The 19194-nt window shown below is 71.8% G+C and carries 15 protein-coding genes and 2 tRNA genes; 7 read left to right on the top strand and 10 right to left on the bottom strand.

The window, feature by feature from the left end; all coding sequences use genetic code 11:
* Window positions 1–5 precede the first annotated feature (5 nt).
* The 5 genes from P3T37_RS02170 to P3T37_RS02150 form a co-directional block, all read right to left on the bottom strand.
* A complete protein-coding gene (locus P3T37_RS02170; RefSeq protein WP_280721633.1) occupies window positions 6–1136 on the bottom strand; it encodes an acyl-CoA dehydrogenase family protein in 1131 nt (376 codons plus the stop codon).
* Window positions 1137–1186: 50 nt separating this feature from the next.
* A complete protein-coding gene (locus P3T37_RS02165; RefSeq protein ID WP_280721632.1) occupies window positions 1187–2299 on the bottom strand; it encodes a cytochrome P450 in 1113 nt (370 codons plus the stop codon).
* Between the two features lie 195 nt (window positions 2300–2494).
* Window positions 2495–2586 (bottom strand) — tRNA-OTHER (locus P3T37_RS02160).
* A 96-nt stretch (window positions 2587–2682) separates the two neighbouring features.
* The gene (locus tag P3T37_RS02155) at window positions 2683–4209 is read right to left on the bottom strand and encodes an APC family permease (RefSeq protein WP_280721631.1); all 1527 of its coding nucleotides are present in this window, start codon (window positions 4207–4209) and stop codon (window positions 2683–2685) included.
* 193 nt (window positions 4210–4402) lie between these two features.
* Entirely contained in the window at window positions 4403–5314 is a 912-nt protein-coding gene (locus P3T37_RS02150) for an oxidoreductase (RefSeq protein ID WP_280721630.1), read from the bottom strand.
* Window positions 5315–5491: 177 nt separating this feature from the next.
* On the opposite strand from P3T37_RS02150, the gene P3T37_RS02145 reads away from it, so the two are divergent.
* The 3 genes from P3T37_RS02145 to P3T37_RS02135 all read left to right on the top strand — a co-directional run bounded on the left by P3T37_RS02145 (window position 5492) and on the right by P3T37_RS02135 (window position 7639).
* Window positions 5492–6091, top strand: coding sequence for a hypothetical protein (locus tag P3T37_RS02145; protein ID WP_280721629.1), 600 nt, complete (start codon window positions 5492–5494; stop codon window positions 6089–6091).
* A gap of 56 nt (window positions 6092–6147) precedes the next feature.
* Window positions 6148–6222, top strand: a tRNA-Ala gene (locus tag P3T37_RS02140).
* A 25-nt stretch (window positions 6223–6247) separates the two neighbouring features.
* A complete protein-coding gene (locus P3T37_RS02135) occupies window positions 6248–7639 on the top strand; it encodes an SDR family NAD(P)-dependent oxidoreductase (RefSeq protein ID WP_280721628.1) in 1392 nt (463 codons plus the stop codon).
* 37 nt (window positions 7640–7676) lie between these two features.
* On the opposite strand, the gene P3T37_RS02130 is transcribed toward P3T37_RS02135, so the two are convergent.
* Together P3T37_RS02130 and P3T37_RS02125 are read right to left on the bottom strand one after the other, a co-directional pair.
* Window positions 7677–9557 (bottom strand): AAA family ATPase, encoded by a 1881-nt coding sequence (locus P3T37_RS02130; protein ID WP_280721627.1) that lies wholly within the window; start codon window positions 9555–9557, stop codon window positions 7677–7679.
* Window positions 9554–10957: a hypothetical protein gene (locus P3T37_RS02125; protein WP_280721626.1), complete on the bottom strand. Its 1404-nt coding sequence runs from the start codon at window positions 10955–10957 to the stop codon at window positions 9554–9556. Before P3T37_RS02125 ends, P3T37_RS02130 begins: the two co-directional genes overlap by 4 nt.
* 486 nt (window positions 10958–11443) lie before the next feature.
* Here P3T37_RS02125 and P3T37_RS02120 point away from each other — a divergent pair, with 486 nt between their 5' ends.
* Together P3T37_RS02120 and P3T37_RS02115 are read left to right on the top strand one after the other, a co-directional pair.
* Window positions 11444–11854, top strand: coding sequence for a tyrosinase cofactor (locus P3T37_RS02120; RefSeq protein ID WP_280721625.1), 411 nt, complete (start codon window positions 11444–11446; stop codon window positions 11852–11854).
* A gap of 35 nt (window positions 11855–11889) precedes the next feature.
* Entirely contained in the window at window positions 11890–12717 is an 828-nt protein-coding gene (locus P3T37_RS02115) for a tyrosinase family protein (RefSeq protein ID WP_280721624.1), read from the top strand.
* A 5-nt stretch (window positions 12718–12722) separates the two neighbouring features.
* Here P3T37_RS02115 and P3T37_RS02110 read toward each other — a convergent pair whose 3' ends face one another.
* Window positions 12723–15008: a molybdopterin-dependent oxidoreductase gene (locus P3T37_RS02110; RefSeq protein WP_280721623.1), complete on the bottom strand. Its 2286-nt coding sequence runs from the start codon at window positions 15006–15008 to the stop codon at window positions 12723–12725.
* A 50-nt stretch (window positions 15009–15058) separates the two neighbouring features.
* A complete protein-coding gene (locus tag P3T37_RS02105; protein ID WP_280721622.1) occupies window positions 15059–15496 on the bottom strand; it encodes a MarR family transcriptional regulator in 438 nt (145 codons plus the stop codon).
* A gap of 147 nt (window positions 15497–15643) precedes the next feature.
* Here P3T37_RS02105 and P3T37_RS02100 point away from each other — a divergent pair, with 147 nt between their 5' ends.
* The gene (locus tag P3T37_RS02100; RefSeq protein ID WP_280721621.1) at window positions 15644–17149 is read left to right on the top strand and encodes an MFS transporter; all 1506 of its coding nucleotides are present in this window, start codon (window positions 15644–15646) and stop codon (window positions 17147–17149) included.
* Between the two features lie 25 nt (window positions 17150–17174).
* Window positions 17175–18482: an aldehyde dehydrogenase family protein gene (locus P3T37_RS02095; protein WP_280721620.1), complete on the top strand. Its 1308-nt coding sequence runs from the start codon at window positions 17175–17177 to the stop codon at window positions 18480–18482.
* Window positions 18483–18615: 133 nt separating this feature from the next.
* Here the strand turns inward: P3T37_RS02095 and P3T37_RS02090 are convergent, their stop codons facing one another.
* Window positions 18616–19185 carry a maleylpyruvate isomerase N-terminal domain-containing protein gene (locus tag P3T37_RS02090; protein WP_280721619.1) on the bottom strand — a complete coding sequence of 190 codons (570 nt, stop codon included), beginning with the start codon at window positions 19183–19185 and terminating at the stop codon, window positions 18616–18618.
* Between the last annotated feature and the right edge of the window lie 9 nt (window positions 19186–19194).

Raw genomic sequence — 19194 nt, 5'->3', positions numbered from 1 at the left:
TCCGCTCAGCCGATCCGCAGCGGACGGCCGTCCAGGAAGTCCCGCAGCGGACCGGCCATCCGGTTGCGGGACGGCGGGTGGAAGGTGAGCCCGGCGGCGGCCGCGGCCAGGTAGCTGCCCTCGGGCGAGCCGATGAACGCCATGCCGCCGAGCGCCGCGAGGCAGGTCCGGGTGGTGCGCGCGATGGCGTCCTGCGCCGCGTACCTCGCCATCAGCGCGGCCACCAGCAGCCTGTCGCTCCACTCCTCCCCCTCCATGGCGCGGGCGACCCCCTCCACGGCGAGCATTGCCGCCTCGACGTCCACCGTGAACGGCGTCGGATCGACGCCCCCGCCGCCCGGCCGGGCGAGCACCCGCTCGACGAGCGCGCTGGCCACCCCCAGGTAGCCCGCCGTCAACAGCAGCTCGAACCAGAGGAACCCGGCCACGTTCAGCGCATCGGGCACGCCGTCGGCGGTGACGTCGGTGAGCACCAGCATCTGCGGATCGATCTCGACCTCGGTCAGCACCACCTCGTCGCTCTCCGCGCCGGCCAGGATCGGCGTCCCCCAGAACGGGCGCACTTCGATGCCCGGTGTCCGAGCCGGGACGAGGGCCACGGCGAGGCGGTCGACCCCGTCCTCGTCCTTCAGCACGACGGACGCGGTCAGCAGGTCCATCGAGCGCGAGAGGCTGCAGGGCATCTTGCTGCCGTTCAACACGATGCGGTCGCCGCGGCGTTGGGCGGTGATGTGCGGACGCAGGATGTTCTGGCCGGTGTTGCCCTCGGCGAAGCCGGAGGCCAGCAGCATCCCGTCCCTGGCGATCGCCTCCAGCAGCAGCCCCTCCAGGCCGCTGCCGTACGTCGCGGCCTGCACCAGACCCGCGATCGAGAAGTGGTGCATGGTGGTGGCGACCGCCAGCGAGGGGCAGCGCGCCCCGACGGCGCGCTGCACCCGGACGGCCTGCAGCGCCGTCGCACCCGATCCGGCGTTCTGCGCCGGCACCAGCAGCTTGGGGCCGCCGGCCGCGCGGAACTCGCGGATCGCCGGGCTGGGCGCCCGCTCCAACTCCTCCAGCGGGTACCGGGCGAGCGCGGCGTCCAGCCCGGGCATGAAGGTCTCCAGCGCGGACCGTTCGCAGTGCAGGAAGTTCACGGGCAATCCCTTCGAAGAACGGTGGTGCGGGCCGGTCGGGGCTCGCCCGCTCACCCGGCGCGGGCCAGCGGAAGCACGTCGAAGGAGCGCAGGCCGATGCTGGCGCGCCGCACCGGCTGCCCGGCCTGCCCGAGACCCGGGAAGCGGGACAGCAGTTGGCCGATCAGGACGGCGCCCTCCACCCGGGCCAGTGCCGCGCCGAGGCAGTAGTGCGCCCCCGCGCTGAAGCTCAGCACCCTGACGTCCGGCCGCCGCACGGTGAACGCATCCGGCTCGGGGTGCCGCGCGGGGTCGCGGTTCGCCGCGCCGAGCACGGTGGTCACACTCCCCCCGGCGGGGATCGCCACGCCCCCGACCTCCACCGGCCGGGCGGCGATCCGCTCGGTCATCAGCACCGGGGCGTCCCAGCGCAGCGACTCCTCGACGGCGGCGGGCGCGAGCCCGGGATCCTCCCGCACCAGCGCGGCCTGGTCGGGATGGGTCAGCAGCGCGAAGACCGTCAGCCCGAGCATGCCGGTCGCGGTCTCGAACCCGGCGACGAAGACCAGGATCAGCGTGTCCACGAGCTCACGCTCGCTCAGCCGGCCCTGGTCGGTGTCGCGCATCAGCAGCAGGGCCGAGGCGAGATCGTCGGCCGGAGAGACCCGCCGCTCGCGCAGCAGCCCGGCGAAGTACTCGCGCAGCGCCGCCACCGCCCGGTCCGCCCGCGCCCAGTCCTCCACCGTCCGCACCGGCTCCAGCAGCCGGCTGGCCCCCTGACCCAGCGCCCGGAACTGCGCCTGGTCCCCGCGCGGCACCCCGATCAGCTCGCCGACCACCGCCACCGGCAGCGGATACCCGACCAGATCCTGGAAGTCGGCCGTCCCCCCGCCCGCGAGTGCGTCGGCGAACCCGTCGAGCAGCTCCGCACTGATCTTCTCCACCGTCGCCCGCAACCCGGCCACCCGGCGCGGGGTGAACGCCGCGGCGACCAGCCGCCGCAAGCGCTCGTGCCGCGCGCCGTTGCTGCCGAGCATCGACGTGTAGAAGAAATCCGCCGCCGGATGCTCCCGCCATTCCGGCAGCTCCCGCTCACACCACTCCAGATCGGGCACCAGGAAGTCGGAGCTCGCCAGGACCGCCTGACAGTCGGCGAATCTCGTCAGAAAGGACGTCCCGACCATCGGATTGTCATATACCGGATTGATCCGTCGGAGTTCGGCCAACGGAGGATAGGGATTCTCCCTGCCCTCCGCGGTGAAAATCGAAAGCAGAACCGACTCGGCGTCCATTGGGCCAGCGTACTAGAACTTCTCTATACGCACGACAGAAATACGGCACGCACTATTTCACACAGAATACGACGGTAATATCTTTTGCGGAGAAGGCAGGATTCGAACCTGCGTGGGCCACTGGGACCCGATCAGAGCCAAGGCTCCGATCCCCGATAAACCGCTCCGGGCACCTCTCCCTGTTCCCGGTCCGGTTTCCCGTCCCGTTCACAGGACCTATCCTGCCGGTCGCCGCTGATATCCGACTGACACAGCGCTGACACGGCGAGGAGGGGTCAGGGCTCGTCGCGGGCCGCGGCGCTGACCGGGACGTCCGGGTCGCGGAACCAGGAGCCCTGCACCGCCCACTGGACCAGCATCAGCACCACACCGAGCAGCAGGGCGCCCAGACCGATGACCGTCACCCCGCCGGTCCTCCCGAAGATCGGCAGGTCCACCGAGGTCGTGCCGTAGTCGGGCTTCGCGTACACGTCGAAGGCGGCGTAGCAGAAGAAGTACAGCAGGATCAGCCCGCCGAGCAGCGGCAGCAGCCCCTTGATCATGAAGTCCCGGAAGCTGCGGGTGAGCTGGCGGCGGAAGTACCAGACGCAGGCGAAGCCGGTCAGGCCGTAGTAGAAGGCGATGCCGAGGCCCACCGAGGCGATCGAGTCGGCCAGCACGTTTCCGCTGATCACCGTCAGCAGCACGTAGAACGCGATCGAGGCCAGACCCATCACCACGGTCGACCAGGTCGGGGTGAGGAAGCGGCGGTGCACCCGGGCGAACTGCTCGGGGATCGCCTTGTGCGCGGCCATCGAGAAGGTGGTGCGGGCGGTCGGCAGGATGGTGGTCTGGGTGGAGGCGGCGGACGAGGTCAGCACCATGAAGATCAGCAGCTTGGTGAGGAACCATCCCAGGCCCTTGTCGCCGAAGACCGCGCTGCCCAGGCCCGAGAGCACGTCGCCGGAGTTGTCGGCGTTGGCCAACCCGATCCCCTTGGTGCCGACACCGGCGAAGGCCTGCGCCGAGGTGGCGACCAGGGCGTAGATGACCAGCAGCAGGACGGTGGAGATGACCGCGGCCCGGCCCGGCGTCCGCGCGCTGTCGGCGGTCTCCTCGTTGACGGAGACCGCCGTGTCCCAGCCCCAGTAGATGAAGACGGCCGCCAGGATGCCACTGGTCAGCGCGCTGGCCGAGCCGACGTTGAACGGGTTGAACCAGGACCCCGAGATGTGCATCGCGGTGGCGGGCGGCGAGCCGCCGTAGACCTTGGCCAGGGCGGTGACGGAGAGCAGCAGCAGCATCAGAACCTCGACGCAGAGCAGCCAGCGCTGCAGGGCCGCCGAGATCTCGATGCCGACGTAGCAGATCGCCGTCATCACGATGATCCACACCACCCCGGCCAGGGTGGTCCAGGTCTTGTTGCCGGCCAGCGAGTCGAGGCCGATCAGCCGGAAGCCGTAGATACCGGCGATCTGCGCCAGGTTCGCCATCACGATGATGTCGGCGATGACGATGCCCCAGCCGCCCATCCAGCCGGTGCGCGGGCCGAACGCCCGCGCCGCCCAGGTGAAGGTGGTCCCGCAGTCGGGGTCGGCGGCGTTGAGCTCCTTGTAGGCGAAGGCGATCAGCAGCATCGGGATGAACGCCAGGATCGTGATGATCGGGGCCTGCAGGCCCACGCCCACCACGATCAGACCGAGCGTGGCCGCCAGGCTGTACGCCGGTGCGGTGGAGGCCAGCCCGATCGCCACCGAGGAGAACAGGCCCAGCGCACCGGTCTTGAGCCCCTTCTCCCCCGCGCCCGATCCAGGGGCGAGCATCCCCGTGGCTGACCCGCGATCACCGGAGGGATTCGACACAGGGACCCACCTCACTCGCACGACACCCCGGCCGTCCGGGCGGAAGACCTCACCGGCAGGCCCTTCGCGCCCATTTTCCGCGCACCCGGTCGGTTCTGCCAGAGCTGGGACGGTGCCGTCACCTGACTGGCTCCCGACCGGGCTGCCCTCTCGACTACTGCGCGGCCGGCTCACCGAGTGGTTCGAGGAGGGCCAGGTCCTGCGCCGAGAGCCGCAGCGCGCCGGCCGCCACGTTGTCGACCAGGTGGTCGGGGTTGCCGGTGCCCGGGATGGCCAGCACGTGCGGGCCGCGGTGCAACGTCCACGCCAGCCGGACCTGCGCGGGCGTCGCGCCGTGCGCGCGGGCGACAGCGAGGACCGCGTCGGCCTGGGCGGCGGACGCGCCGCCCTCGCGGCCGTCTCCGGCGATGGCGAAGAACGGGACGAACGCGATGCCCTGCTCCGCGCAGATCCGCAGCAGCTCCTCGGAGCCCGCCGTGCGCGACTCGAGGCTGTAGCGGTTCTGCACGCAGACCACGGGCGCGATGGCCTGGGCCTCGGCCAGGTGCTCGGGCCCGACGTTGGACAGGCCCAGATGGCGGATCAGCCCGGCCTCGCGCAGCTCGGCCAGCGCGCCGAAGTGCTCAGCGATCGGCTCGACCCCGATCCGGCGCAGGTTCACCACGTCCAGGTGGTCGCGGCCCAGCTGGCGCAGGTTCTCCTCGACCTGGCCGCGCAGCTGCTCGGGTGCGGCCCAGAGCCACTCACCGGACGGGTCGCGGCCGGGCCCGACCTTGGTGGTGATGACCAGGTCGTCCGGGTAGGGCGCCAGCGCGCGGTTGATCAACTCGTTGGCGGAGCGCAGCGAGGAGAAGTAGAAGGCCGCCGTGTCGATGTGGTTGACGCCCAGTTCGACGGCACGGCGCAGCACACCGATCACCCGGTCGCGGTCACTCGGCACGCCCCGGTCGAAGGCGCCACTGCCGGTCAGCCGCATCGCCCCGAAGCCGATCCGGTTGACGGTCAGGTCACCGAGTCGCCAAGTGCCCGCGGCAGCAGCGGTGGTGGTCGTCTGCGAGGTCGTCATGGGAGAGCCTTTCGTCAGGGGTTCGAAGAGATGGCCGCAACGGGCTTGCGCAAAGGGGTCGTTACCTGATAACGTTCCAACTGGTGGGCTATGGCTTGCAATTGCTGTCACTGGTGCAGGATACTGGGTGCCGGTGCGAGCCGTCCAGAGCTGGATCATGCGCGGTACTTTCAGAACATGACCGCCCCCTCTCCGCCGCAGCGCCCCCTCCTCCTGCTGGACGTGGACGGCCCGCTGAACCCGTATGCCGCGAAGCCGCAGCGCCGCCCCGCCGGATACCGCACCCACCGCCTGCTGACGCCGCGCTGGGTGGCCGCCGAGCAACGACGCCTCGCCGCCTGGGACATACCCGAGAGCCGGCCGAGACCGCTGCGCGTGTGGCTCAACCCCGACCACGGGCCGGCCCTCGCGGCGCTGCCCTTCGACCTGGTGTGGGCGACCACCTGGGAGGAGGAGGCCAACGCGTACGTGTCCCCGGTCCTCGGCCTGCCCGAACTCCCGTTCATCGCCTGGTCCGTACCGCGCCCGACGCCGGAGGGCGGGGTGTTCTGGAAGACCCCCGAGATCGTCGCGTGGGCGGCAGGCCGGCCGTTCGCCTGGGTCGACGACGAGATCGGCGAGCCCGACCGCGCCTGGGTCCGCGACCACCACCCGGGCCCCGCCCTCCTCCACCGGGTCGACCCCAAACTGGGCCTGCTGCCGGAGGACTTCGCCGTACTGCGGCGCTTCGCCGAGGACTTGGCCCCGGACGGCACGGCCATCCACGCGATCAGCTGACGAGGCACCCGCCGCCGTGGGGGTCCGGGGTACCCGCTAGCATCCGTGGTTTCCAGGGTCCCGTAGCGCAGAGGCAGGCGCGCCGGCTTTGCAAGTCGGGTACGCCGGTTCGAATCCGGCCGGGACCACCAGGCAGGGCGGACGCGGGGAGAGGCAGTGCAGCACGCCGAGGTGACGGACGAGGAACTCGCCGCCTACTCACGTACCGTAGGCCGGCTGCGCGAGCTGCCGGCCGACCATCCGGTGCGGCTGCGGGCCGAGCGGGTCGCCGAGGCGCTGGTCCGCGAGGGCCGCCACCAGCGCCGCAGGGACCGCCGCGCCGCGGCCGCCGACGCGGACGCGGCGCTGATAGCGGCGACCGCCACCGGCGGCTCGGACCGTCGGGAGGACGCGCCGCTGGCGCTGCCCTCGGCGCCGGAGCCGGTGGGCGAGTTCCTGCGCCCGCGCCGCTGCTACGTCTGCAAGTCGTTCTACCGGCAGGTCGACGGCTTCTACCACGCGCTCTGCCCGCCCTGCGCGCGCGACAACACCGCGCGCCGGGCGCTCTCCACCGACCTGCGGGGCCGCCGCGCACTGCTCACCGGCGGACGGGTCAAGATCGGCTTCCAGCTGGCGCTGATGATGCTCCGGGACGGCGTCGAACTGATCGTCACCAGCCGCTTCCCGCACGACACCGTGCGCCGCTTCCAGGCCGCACCCGGCAGCGAGAAGTGGCTGGACCGGCTCACCGTGGTCGGCATCGACCTGCGTGATCCGCGCCAGGTGCTCGGGCTCTGCGAGCGCCTGCGCGCCGAGGGGCGCCCGCTCGACATCCTGGTCAACAACGCCGCCCAGACGCTGCGCCGACCGCCCGGCTCCTACGCCCTGCTGGCCGCCGGCGAGCACGCCGCGCTCCCGGCCGGAAGCCGCGCCGTCTCGCACGCGCCCGGCTTCCGGCCGATGCCCGCGCTGACGACCGCCTGGCCGGCCGCCGAGCTGGCCCCCGGTGGGCCGTCCGGCCGGCTCAGCGCAGTGGCGGACGCACCGGAGGAGCCGGACGAGGCCGGGCTGCTGCCGGACACCGCCGCCGAAAACTCCTGGTCCGTCCGGCTCGGCGCGCTGGACCCGGCCGAGGTGCTGGAGACCCAGCTGGTCAACGCGCTGGCCCCGGCCCTGCTCTGCGACCGGCTGCTGCCGCTGCTGCTGGCCGCCCCGCATCCGAACCGCTACATCGTCAACGTCACCGCCGTCGAGGGCCGGTTCGCCGTGCGCAACAAGACGGCCGGGCACCCGCACACCAACATGGCCAAGGCCGCGCTCAACATGCTCACCCGCACCAGCGCGGCCGAACTCGCTGCGCAGGGCGTGCACATGTGCGCCGTCGACACCGGCTGGATCACCGACGAGAACCCGGCGCCGAAGAAGGCGCGGATCGCCGCGCGCGGCGTGCGCACGCCGCTGGACATCGTCGACGGCGCCGCCCGCGTCTACGACCCGATCGTCCGCGGCGAGGCGGGGGATCCGGTGGCCGGGGTCTTCCTCAAGGACTACCGCGAGGCGGCATGGTAAGCGGACCAGAGGTGCCGCCGGTGGCGCCGCGACCCACTCACTGACGCGCAGCGGCACGTTTCGCCTTCGGCAGCGTGGCGAAGAGCTCGATCCAGAAGCGCTGCTGCTCCGCGGTCGCGCCGACCAGGTAGGTCGAGCGCAGCTTCGCCGGCAGCCGGTGGACCAGCCTGCTCACCTCCTCGCGGTGCTTGCGCAGCTGCGACAACTCGGCGTTGGCGATGGCCTGGTGGACCAGGTCGGTGTCGTTCCCGCCCTCGCTGGAGAGCTCGGCGGCCCGCTGGAGCCTGCTCTCCCAGACGTCGACGGCGGCGGCGATCTCCTGTAGCCCGGTCACCGGGCGGTCGGCCAGCCGGTCGGTCAGCGCGGTGAGCGAGACCGGGGCGTACTCGCCGTCCCCCAGGTAGACGGTGCCCATCTGCAACGGTAGGCCGTGCTGGTGCAGCTTGATCAGCCGTTCCATGGTGCGCTTGGTGATCCAGCCGCGCCCCTCCTCGTCCAGGTCGTTCTTCCACCACTCCAGGACCGTCTCGGCGACCGGTCCGTAGCGGGCTATCAGCCACTCGTTGGCCGGGATGTCGGCCGGGTCGACGTCCAGCGAGGCGGTGAAGCGGGTGGCCTGGGCGATGTTGTTGCGGGACACCAGCAGCTTGCGGCCCAGGTGGTAGGGCGGGTTCTGCAACGCGACCTGCGCGCGCAGACCCTCGATCCGGTGTCCGGCGATCGACCACTCCTGGGTGATCTCCATCAGCTTGGCGAAGGCCGCCCTGTCCTTGGGGCGGTTGTACTCGTCCCAGATGATCGCCTTCGGCTCGGAGCCGGTGAAGTTGACGGCGAGCAGGTTCTCCAGGGCGCCGTCGGGGGTGGGGATCGGCGCGCAGAGGTCCTCGACGTTGGTGACCGGCATCGAGAAGTAGAGCGGCTCGCGGCCCAGGCCCTCCCGGGTCAGCTGGCGTACCAGCTCGGTCTTGCCGCAGCCGGGCGGGCCCTGGAGCAGGACGGCCCAGCGGTTGGCCAGCGCCGCCCGCAGCACCCGGCGCACCGGGTCGGCGATCCGGGTGGGGTTGCGGACGCCGATCGCGGCGGCGATCCGGTCCAGGATCTCGTGCGTCCGGTCCGGTCCGGGGGCGCCGGAGGCACCGGGCTCGGCCAGCCGCAGCCGTTCGCCGTTGACCAGCGGCAGGCCCCAGACCAGCGGGAACTCCTCGCGCGCGTTGGCGAGCACGTGCTCCAGGGTGCGCGGGGAGAGCAGCTCGCGGACGGTCGGGGTGAGCGCGGCCCAGAGCGCGAAGACCGGCTTGAGGTCCCAGTCCGGGTGGCGGGCGGCGAGCGCCTTGCGCCAGCCGGTGTCGTTGGCGGTGATCCTGATGGTCACCATCCGGTCCAGGATGGCGAGGTCGCTGCGCCGCGCGCTGGTTTCGGCCAGCGACTCGTTGTCGGTGAGAAAGACCCCGACGCAGCCCAGCGCCCGCAGGTCGTACTCGCCCAGCGTCCAGTTGCAGGCGATCTGCATCAGCTGGGACTGGATGGTGTCGCCTGCCTGCAGCGAGTCGTCGATCAGCAGCACGAACGGGCGCCCGGGCTTCAACTGGCTCATCACCAGCTGGCGCAGCACCAGCGCGCCGGTCGCCTCGTCCCGGACGGGGGCGTTGGCGAGCAGGTCGTCGGGGGTGAGGTTGGCGGCCGGGACCACGACCAGCTGGACGCCCGGGTGGGCGGCGGCCAGGTGCGTGTGGAAGGTGGAGGTCTTCCCGATGCCGTGCTCGCCGAAGATCTGCCCGGTCTGGCCCAGCGCGATCATCGCGTCGATGAACGACTCCAGGCGCGAGCCACCCGTCCAGCCCTCGGGCGGGACCGGGTAGGTCGCGGTGGCCCGCCAGGGCCGGGCCGGGGCTGCGGCCGGGGCTGCGGTGCTGGTCATGCTGCTGCTCCTGTGGTGACGCGGTGGCAGGCCATCTGCGGGTGGTGGTGGTCGGGCCAGTCGGTGCCGCCGTCGGTGATCAGCCAGATCCACCGATCCGGGTCGGCCGGGGTGACGGGCGGTGCGTAGCCGTCGGTGAGCATGATGACGGCGTCCGGGCTCTCCTCGAACCGTTTGCCCTCGCCGCTCGCGGAACGGCCCTCGACGTAGTCGACCACCGCCTGGAAGCTGGTACCGCCCCCGCCGTAGACCCGCTCGCCGGGGCGGAACGGCATCACGACGGCGTCGAAGGAGAGCCAGTGCGCTTCGACACCGTCGATCCGGCCGACCAGTTCGGTCAGCCAGTCGATGACCGTGTCCGGCATCGACCCCGAGGTGTCGTAGGCGATGACCAGCACCTTCTGCCGCACCGGACCGCGCCGCGAGAGCATCGGCGGATGGCCGAGAGCCGCGAGCAGCGCTCCGCGCTTCTTCGGGTAGACCAGCCGCTCGCCCTCGCTCAGCTTGCTCGCCAGCACGTCCACCAGCCAGCGCTGCCACCAGTCGACCCGCCCGGTGCGGGTGGTCTGCCCGCGCAGCAGCCCGGCCCCGAGCCTGCCCCAGAGCGCGGCCGTCCGGTCGGAGGCGCCCTCGGTGCGGTGCATCAGGTCGAGCAGCTCCTGTTCGGCACCGCGATGGCCCCGGCGGGCCGCGAGCAGGGCGTTGAGCAGCACGGACGAGCCGACCTGGTCGATCGTCTCCTGGTCCGCGGGCAGACCGTCGCCGTGCAGGTGCAGGCAGCGCTCGGCCGGCACCGGCGGGTTCTTCATCCGTTTCAGCTCGCCGTAGACGCTCTGGTCGGTGTCCACGAAGGCGGCGTAGTCGACGGGCGCCAGGCCCTGCTCGGCCAGGTCGGCCTGGTACAGCAGGTGGATCTCGCGCGGATCGATGCCGACCGGCTCGCCCTCGCGCTGCGGCAGTTCAGTGCCTTGGCCGAGCCTGGTCAGCGCGACGTGGTTGATGGTCACCTCGGCGGCCAGCTTGAACACCGGGTCGGCGCGCAGCTCGGGATCGGCCAGCAGGTGGCGCTGGATCAGGTGCCGGGCCTCGTGGAAGAGCACGAACTTGACCCCGGCCAGGCCGATCGCGAGGAAGAAGTCGGGGTTGTAGAGCAGCAGGCAGCTGCCGTCCCCCGAGGCGACCACCGCGGCGGTGTCGACGGCGGTGGTGGCCAGCTGGTGGTGGCACTTGGTGTAGAGCCAGGAGGCGACGGCGGACTCGGTCAGGCCGAAGTCCAGCAGCGCGGCCTCCTTCAGGCGGTGCGCCTCGGCCAGCACCTCGGGGGCGGCCGGGCGCCACTGCCGCAGCGCCTGGCGGTCGGTCAGGTCGACCACATGGGTGGTCGGTGCTCCGTACGTCATGGCGGCTCTCCCCTCGGTTCGGGCACCTCATAAGTACCAGGCAGGACTGACAACGGCTCAGGGGGCGTGTACCTGGCGCGCGAGCCGAACGGCCTGCGCCGGTCAGAGCCGCTGTCGCGCACGCATCGCGCCATCCTCGGGGCGTAAGGGCGGTCACAAGGAACCCGTCAAGACCGCAGACTTTGCGGTTGCGGAGCGCCCATGGCACAACATTTACCGCCTCTTGGCCTGGAGCAGCCCTTTCACAGAAGTTCTCACGTTGGCAAACAATGCAGCTCTCAACCGTCGCTGGCCAGAAACATCCGTCACTTCGCTCACATCCGATCACTCACGTTCACTTCTTCACCACACCTGATAGGAATGGACCCGAACGACCGATCGAACACGCACGGCCGCTGAGTTCTCCAACTCGCATGCCAGGAGCGTCTGTTGGCGATCGGTCGACCGGGGGAGCAGGTTCCGCACAACACACCAGGGGGCACAGCCATGTCCGAACGGACCACCACCAGCACCGATCTCACCCGTCGCCGGATGCTCCAGGGCGCCGCGGTGGCCCTGACCGCCGCCACCGCGACCGCCGTCCTCGGCCTCACCGGCCCCGGCGCCGCGCCCACCGCGGCCGCAGGCCTGGAGGCCGACGACAGCTTCGACGAGGTCTTCCAGCAGCGCCGCATCCAGGGCATGCCGATGGCCGCCGGCGGCCACCACCACGGCGGCGGCGCCGGGACGGGCTACCAGGTGCTGATCGACGGCCAGGAGCTGCACATGATGCGCAACGCCGACGGCACCTGGATCAGCGTGATCGACCACTACCGGACCTTCAGCACGCCGCGCGCACTGGCCCGTTCGGCCGTCAACGAGCTGCGCGGCGCCGCGCTCGTCCCGATCTCCGTCTGACCTCTCACCCTTACCAACCATTCACCGGAGGACCCATGGCAGTGCGCAAGAACCAGGCGACCCTGACGGCCCAGGAGAAGCGCGCGTTCGTCAACGCCGTGCTCGAACTCAAGCGCCAGGGCGGTTACGACACCTTCGTCTCCACGCACAACTCCTTCATCATGAGCGACACCGACGACGGCGAGCGGACCGGCCACCGGTCGCCGTCCTTCCTCCCCTGGCACCGCCGGTTCCTGCTCCAGTTCGAACAGGCGCTGCAGGCGATCGACCCCACCGTGACGCTGCCCTACTGGGACTGGACCACGGACCGCACCGCGGACGCCTCGATCTGGGGAGCGGACTTCCTCGGCGGCGACGGGCGCAGCAGCGACGGCCAGGTGACCACCGGTCCGTTCGCCTTCGGCGCGGGCAAGTGGACGATCACCGTCAGCCCGGACAACCGCAACTACCTGCTGCGCTCGCTCGGCGCCGGCGTCGCCGACCTGCCGACCAGGGCGGACGTGGACAGCGTGCTGGCCCTGTCCGACTACGACACGCCGCCGTGGAACAGCTCCTCCGACGGCTTCCGCAACAACCTGGAGGGCTGGCGGGGCGTCAACCTGCACAACCGGGTGCACGTCTGGATCGGCGGGAACATGAGCAGCGGCATGTCCCCCAACGACCCGGCCTTCTGGCTGCACCACTGCTTCATCGACCGCCTCTGGGCCGCCTGGCAGACCCGCCACCCCGACCAGGGCTACCTTCCCGCCGACCACACCCAGGACGTGGTGGGCCTCAACGACACCATGAAGCCCTGGAACGACATCGCACCGGCCGCCCTGCTCGACCACACCCGCTTCTACACCTACGACAGCGCGTACTAGCTAAGCTAGGCCCGCTGAGCGGGCAGCACCTCTACTGGGATGCCGTTGAGCACCGCGGTGCCCGACAGCGGGTCCAGCGGCTGCTCGTCGGTCAGCAGGTTGCTGTTGACGCCGGGTTCGCGGGCGGCCACCGCGGCACGCGTGCCGGGGCCGTCGTGGCCCCAGCCGTGCGGCAGGCTGACCACCCCGGGGGCGAGGGTGTCGGTGACCTCGGCGTTCGCGAGCAGCTCGCCGACCCGGGAGCGCACGGTGACCGGGGCGCCGTCGGTGATGCCGAGCCGCTCGGCGTCGGCCGGGTGGAGCTGGAGCGTGCAGCGGTTGCTGCCGCCCGCGAGCAACTGGACGTTGTGCATCCAGGAGTTGTTGGAGCGCAGCTGACGTCGGCCGACCAGCAGCAGCCCACCCGCCGGCGTGGCCGTGAGCTCGGCCAGGTGGTCGGCCAACCGCCGTGCCTCGGCGAGCAGTTGGGGCGGGGCGAGTTCCACCCTGCCGCTCGGGGTGCGCAGCACGCCGGGCAGCCGGGGGCGCAGTGGGCCGAGGTCCAGGCCGTGCGGGGCGGCCAGCAGCGCGTCCAGGCTGAGGCCCTCCGGCTTGGCGCCGAAGCCGTCGCCGTACGGGCCGCCGCGCAGCAGCAGGTCGAGCAACCGGTCCTGGCGGCGACGGTGGGCGACGGCGGCCAGCAGCTCGACCGGGTCGGCGCCGTACGCGGGCGAGGAGGGGTCGGCGGCCAGCCGGCGGGCGGTTTCGGCCGCCGTGAGATCGTCCAGCTCGTCCGGGCTCAGGCCGCCGCCCAGCGCGGTGCAGGCCAGCCGGAGCAGCACCTCGGACTCGTCCAACTCGCCCTCCCCGAGCGGGAGGCTGGGCGGCGAGTACTTGGCGGTGTTGCGGATCGCGAAGCCGGTGAAGACCAGGTCGTAGTGGCTGCGGGCGAGCGGTGAGGCGGCGGGCAGCAGCACATGGGCGTGCCGGGTGGTCTCGTTGAGGTAGGCGTCGATGCTGACCATCGCGTCCAACGAGGCCAGCGCGGCGCCGAGTCGGGCGCTGTTGGGGGTGGAGAGGACGGGGTTCCCGGCGAAGGTGATCAGGCCGCGCAGCCGGCCAGGGCCCGGTACGTCGATCTCCTCGGCGAGCGCGCCGACCGGGAACTCACCGAAGACGCTGGCCAGTTGGCGCACCCGGGTGCGTCGCGAGCCGGGCACCCGGACACCTCGGCCGCGGCCGGGTTCGCCGGTGGTGTTGGGCGAGCCGGTGGCGGGTTCGGGCCACAGCACCCCGCCGGGGCGGTCCAGGTTGCCGGTCAGCGTGTTGACGACGTCCACCAGCCAGCTGGCGGCGGTGCCGAAGGCCGTGGTGGTGGTGCCGATCCGGCCGTAGACGGCGGCGCTGGGGGCAGCGGCGAGCTCGCGGGCCAGCCGGCGGACCGTCGCGGCCTCGATCCGGGTCGCCGCGGCGATCGCCTCGGGGGTGAACGGCTCCAGGGCGGCGCGCAGTTCGGCCAGACCGGTGACGTGCGGGGCGGCCTGGCCGAGGTCGGCGAGGCCCTCCGCCAGCAGGGTGTGGGCCAGGCCGGCCAGCAGCAGCGCATCGGTGCCGGGGCGGATCGCGAGGTGCTCGTCGGCGGCCTCGGCGGTCCGGGTGCGGCGCGGGTCGACCACCACCAGCCGTCCGCCACGCCGGCGCAGCGCGCGCAGCCGTCCGGGCAGGTCGGGGGCGGTGAGCAGACTCCCGTTGGAGACCAGCGGGTTGGCGCCCAGGATCAGCAGGTAGTCGGTCCGGTCGACGTCCGGGATGGCGATCGACAGATCGGTCCCGTACATCAGGCCGGAGGCGACCTGCTTGGGCATCTGGTCGACCGTGCTGGCACTGAACCGGTAGCCGGTGCCGAGCGCCTGGACCAGCACCCGGGTGTAGAGCGAGGCCGCGTGGTTGTGGACGGTCGGGTTGCCGAGGTAGACGGCGACGGCGTCCCGGCCGTGCTCGCGGACCAGCGGCGCCAGCAGCCGGCCCGCCTCGGCGAAGGCCTCGTCCCAGCCGACCTCGGTCCAGCTGCTGCCGCGCCGGATCAGCGGGGTGCGCAACCGGTCGGGGTCGTCGTGCAGTTGGCCGAGCGCGACGCCCTTGGGGCAGAGGTAGCCGCGACTGAACGGGTCCTGGCTGTCGCCGCGGACCGCGATCGCGGGCGGGCCGCCGTCCGCGGCCGGGGTGGCCGTGACGGTCAGACCGCAGGTCGCCTCGCAGAGCGGGCAGGTGCGGTGGGTGACGCTGGCGGTACTGGTGAGTAGCCCGGTCATGGCAGCGAGGGTAGCCGCCGGGCGGCCGCCGCGACAGGGCCCCCACGCTTTTAGCCGACCAGGGGGAAGACCCGCACCAGCAGTTCCTGGAAGGTCCGCCGCTCCTCGTCGTCCAGCTGCTCCAGGCCGGTGAGGCTGGACATCAGCTCCGCGCGGATCGCCCGGACGGTCTCCTCGCCCTGCTCGGTCAGCACCACGTTCTTGATCCGCCGGTCGGCGGGGTCGACCTCGCGGCGGGCCAGCCCGCGCGCCTCCAGCCGGTCGACGATGCCGGTCACGTTGGAGGCGTCGCAGGCCAGCAGGTCGGCCAGGGTCCGCATCGGCATCGGCCGGCGCAGCAGGCTGAGCATCTTGCCCTGCATGAGGGTCAGCCCGCGCTCGGCGGCAACGGTGGCGAAGGCGCGGTAGTAGCCGGCCGCGGCCTGGGCGAGCTGGTCCATCAGCTGGACGGGCGACGGAGTGACGGGGGCGGGTGTGGTCGGGGTCATGCCCCCAGTGTAGGCGACTGCTTGACATCATCAACTATCGAGGACTACCTTCATTTCATTGCTTGAGGACATCAACCTTCTACCCTCTCAAGCCTCAGGCCCACGCCGCACCCGGCAGGGCCCTCCCGGAAGGACCGCAGGACCGCCATGAGCCACTCCCCGACCCACGCAGCGCCGAGATCCAGCACCAAGGAAGGCGGCAGCACCCCTCTGATCCTCGCGCTCGGACTCGCCGCGATGGTCGTGGCCATGGCGCAGACCCAGGTCGTCCCGATCCTCGCGCTGCTCCAGCGCGAACTGCACACCGGCGCTGCCGGCGTCAGCTGGGTGACCACCGCGGCCCTGCTCTCCGCCGCCGTCTTCACCCCGCTGCTCGGCCGGGTCGGCGACCAGTTCGGCAAGAAGCGCACGCTCGTCGCGGTGCTGGGGGTCATGGTCGTCGGCTCGGTGCTCGCGGCCACCACCACCTCACTGACCCTGCTGATCATCGCCCGGGTGCTCCAGGGCTCCGCGACCGCGATCTTCCCGCTCGCCCTCTCGGTGATCCGCGACGAGGTCCCGCACGAGAAGCTGCACGGGGCGATGGCCCTGGTCAGCGGCACCCTCGCGTTCGGCAGCGGCCTCTCGCTGGTGGCCACCGGTCTGCTCACCCAGGGCAGCAACCCCAACTACCACCTGGTCTTCTGGTTCTCCACCGCGCTGACCCTGCTCGCGCTGGCCGCCGTCGCCGTCCTGGTCCCGCACGGCGGCTCGCCCACCGGTGGACGGATCGACGTGCTCGGCGCCCTCACCCTGGCCGTCTTCCTGGTCCTGCTGCTGCTCGGCATCTCGCAGGGCCACGAGTGGGGCTGGAGCTCGGGCCGGATCATCGGCTGCCTGGTCGGCGCGGTCGTGACGGCCGCGGTCTGGGTGCTGGTGGAACTGCGCGTCGCCAACCCGCTGGTGGACATGCGGATGTTCGTCCACCGCCAGGTGCTCTTCACCAACCTGGCCGGACTCTTCGTCGGCTTCGCCTCGTTCGCCCAGTTCATCGGCATCTCCTACCTGGTCCAGGTGCCGGAGCGGCTCGCCGGATACGGCTTCACCGCCTCCGTGCTGCGCGCCTCGGTCGAGTACCTGCTGCCCAGCGCGCTGATCTCGCTCGCCGCGGCCCCGCTCGGCGGCAGGCTGGTGCACCGGATCGGCGCCCGGTTCGTCCTGGCGATCGGCGCCCTGATCGGCGTGGCCGGCTTCGCCTGGCTGGCGTGGGGCCACGGCTCCAGCCCCGCGGTGATCATCGCGGGCATGCTCACCGGCATCGCCATCTCCTTCGGCTACGCGGCGATGCCCGCCCTCATCGCGGCCAGCGTCCCGCTGCACCAGACCGGCATCGCCAACGGCATCAACTCCATCTCCCGCTCGGTCGGCAGCTCGATCGCCAGCGCCGTCGTCACCTCGCTGCTCGCCTCCAAGATGATCAGCTACCCCAAGCTCGGCGTGGCGCTGCCCGCGGAGAGCCAGTTCACGCTGAGCTTTGTGATCGCCGCCGGAGCGCTGCTGCTCGCCGTCGTGGTCGCCCTGGCGGGTCTGAGCAAGCACCACCGCCCGCTCGGCGCCTCCGCCCCGGTCGCGGCGAGCACGCCCGCCGACGACGCCGTCCCCGCGCAGGTCTGACCGACCGACCCTCCTGGAGCACCTGATGACCACCCCCATCGCCACCACCGTCGCTGATCTGCGCGCCACCTTCGACTCCGGCCGCACCAAGCCGCTCGCCTGGCGGCTCCAGCAGCTGGCCGCCCTGCGGTCGCTGCTCACCGAGCAGGCCGAGACCTTCCAGCAGGCCCTCCACGCCGACCTGGGCAAGAGCCCGGCCGAGGCGTACCGCACCGAGATCGGCTTCACCCTCAACGAGCTCGACCACACCGTGCAGCACCTCCAGGAGTGGCTGCGCCCCAAGCCCGCCCCCGTCCCGGACGCCTTCCTGCCGGCCGCCGCCAGGGTGGTGCGCGACCCGCTCGGCGTGGTGCTGGTCATCGCGCCGTGGAACTACCCGCTGCAGCTGGCCCTCGCCCCGCTGGTGGGGGCGCTGGCGGCCGGAAACACCGCCGTCGTCAAGCCCAGCGAGCTGGCCCCGGCCACCTCGGCCGCGATGGCCGAGCTGCTCCCGCGCTACCTGGCCCCGGAGGTCGTCAGCGTGGTCGAGGGCGCGGTCCCGGAGACCACCGCGCTGCTCGCCGAGCGCTTCGACCACATCTTCTACACCGGCAACGGCACGGTCGGCCGGATCGTGATGACCGCCGCCGCGCAGCACCTCACCCCCGTCACCCTGGAACTCGGCGGCAAGAGCCCGGTGGTGGTCGAACCCGGCGTGGACCTGGCCGCCACCGCCCAGCGGATCGTCCGCGGGAAGTTCCTCAACGCCGGCCAGACCTGCGTGGCCCCCGACTACGTCCTCGCCATCGGCGACACCGCCACCGCGCTGGAGCCGCACCTGGCCGCCGCCGTGCACGCGCTGTACGGCGACGACCCGGCCGCCAGCCCGGCGTACGGCCGGATCGTCAACGAGCGGCACTTCGACCGCCTCGCCGCCCTGCTGGACGACGGCCGCACCGTCACCGGCGGCGCCCACGACCGCGCGACGCGCTACCTCGCCCCGACCGTGCTCGCCGACGTCTCCCCCGACGCCCCGGTGATGAAGGCGGAGATCTTCGGCCCGATCCTGCCGATCATCGCGGTCCCCGACCTCGACGCCGCCATCGCCTTCGTCAACGACCGCGACAAGCCGCTCGCGCTCTACGCCTTCACCGAGTCCGAGCACACCAAGCACCGCCTCACCGAGGAGACCTCCTCCGGCGCCCTCGCCTTCGGCCTCCCCGTCTCCCACCTCGCCATCCCCGACCTCCCCTTCGGCGGCGTCGGCGAGAGCGGCATGGGCCGCTACCACGGCGAGTACTCGATGGACACCTTCAGCCACACCAAGGCCGTCCTGGACAAGCCGATCAGCTGACCCCGCTCCCCCACCCGCTGCCCGCCCCGCCCGCCACCCCGGGACGCGGCGGGCAGCGGGCTTCCGTGGGCACCTCGTCGCACGCAGGAGAAGTCGACCCTGCCGACTTCTCGGTCTCGCCGAGTGAGTGCGATCAGTCGGATCGCGCTGCTTTCCACATCCACGAGGTTCGGCGGGGAAAACCGTCCAGCTCCCCGCGGCCGGTGCACCAGAGAAGGACCTGGACGGGGTCTCCAGGCGGGGCGTCGGGGAACAGCCGGTCGAGTACGGCCGCGCTCAGCGAAGCCGGCGGCAGCCAGTCCACGGCCAGTCCCCTCGTGATGTCGTAGGTGTGCAGCAAGGTTTCGGCAACCCCCATTGCTGCGAAACCCTCGGGATCGCAGGGACCCCAGTGCCAGGCACGCAAAGTCGGCGCGGCTGTGGCCAATACGCAGCTGAGGAGCCGGCCGCAGGCGGTGACCGTCTGCAGTACCTCAGCCGGCGAGGCAGTGGGGCGGACGTTCAGGTCGAACGGGAGATAGGAGTCAGCGGGACGGGCGGCCACTTGCCCTGCGTAGGCCAGCAGGTCGTGCCCGATGTGCGCCGCTGTCTCCCGGCAACTCCACTCCAGTGGACCTGCCGGTACCGACCAATCCTCGGCAGTATGCGGGCCGAGCACCTTCAGCAACTCTGCGACAGCCGTGTCGACGTCCTGATGGTCCATGCGGGGCTC

It is taken from the genome of Kitasatospora sp. MAA4 (genome assembly GCF_029893355.1).
Classification (GTDB): Bacteria; Actinomycetota; Actinomycetes; order Streptomycetales; family Streptomycetaceae; genus Kitasatospora.
This window is presented reverse-complemented; position numbering and strand designations above follow the sequence as displayed.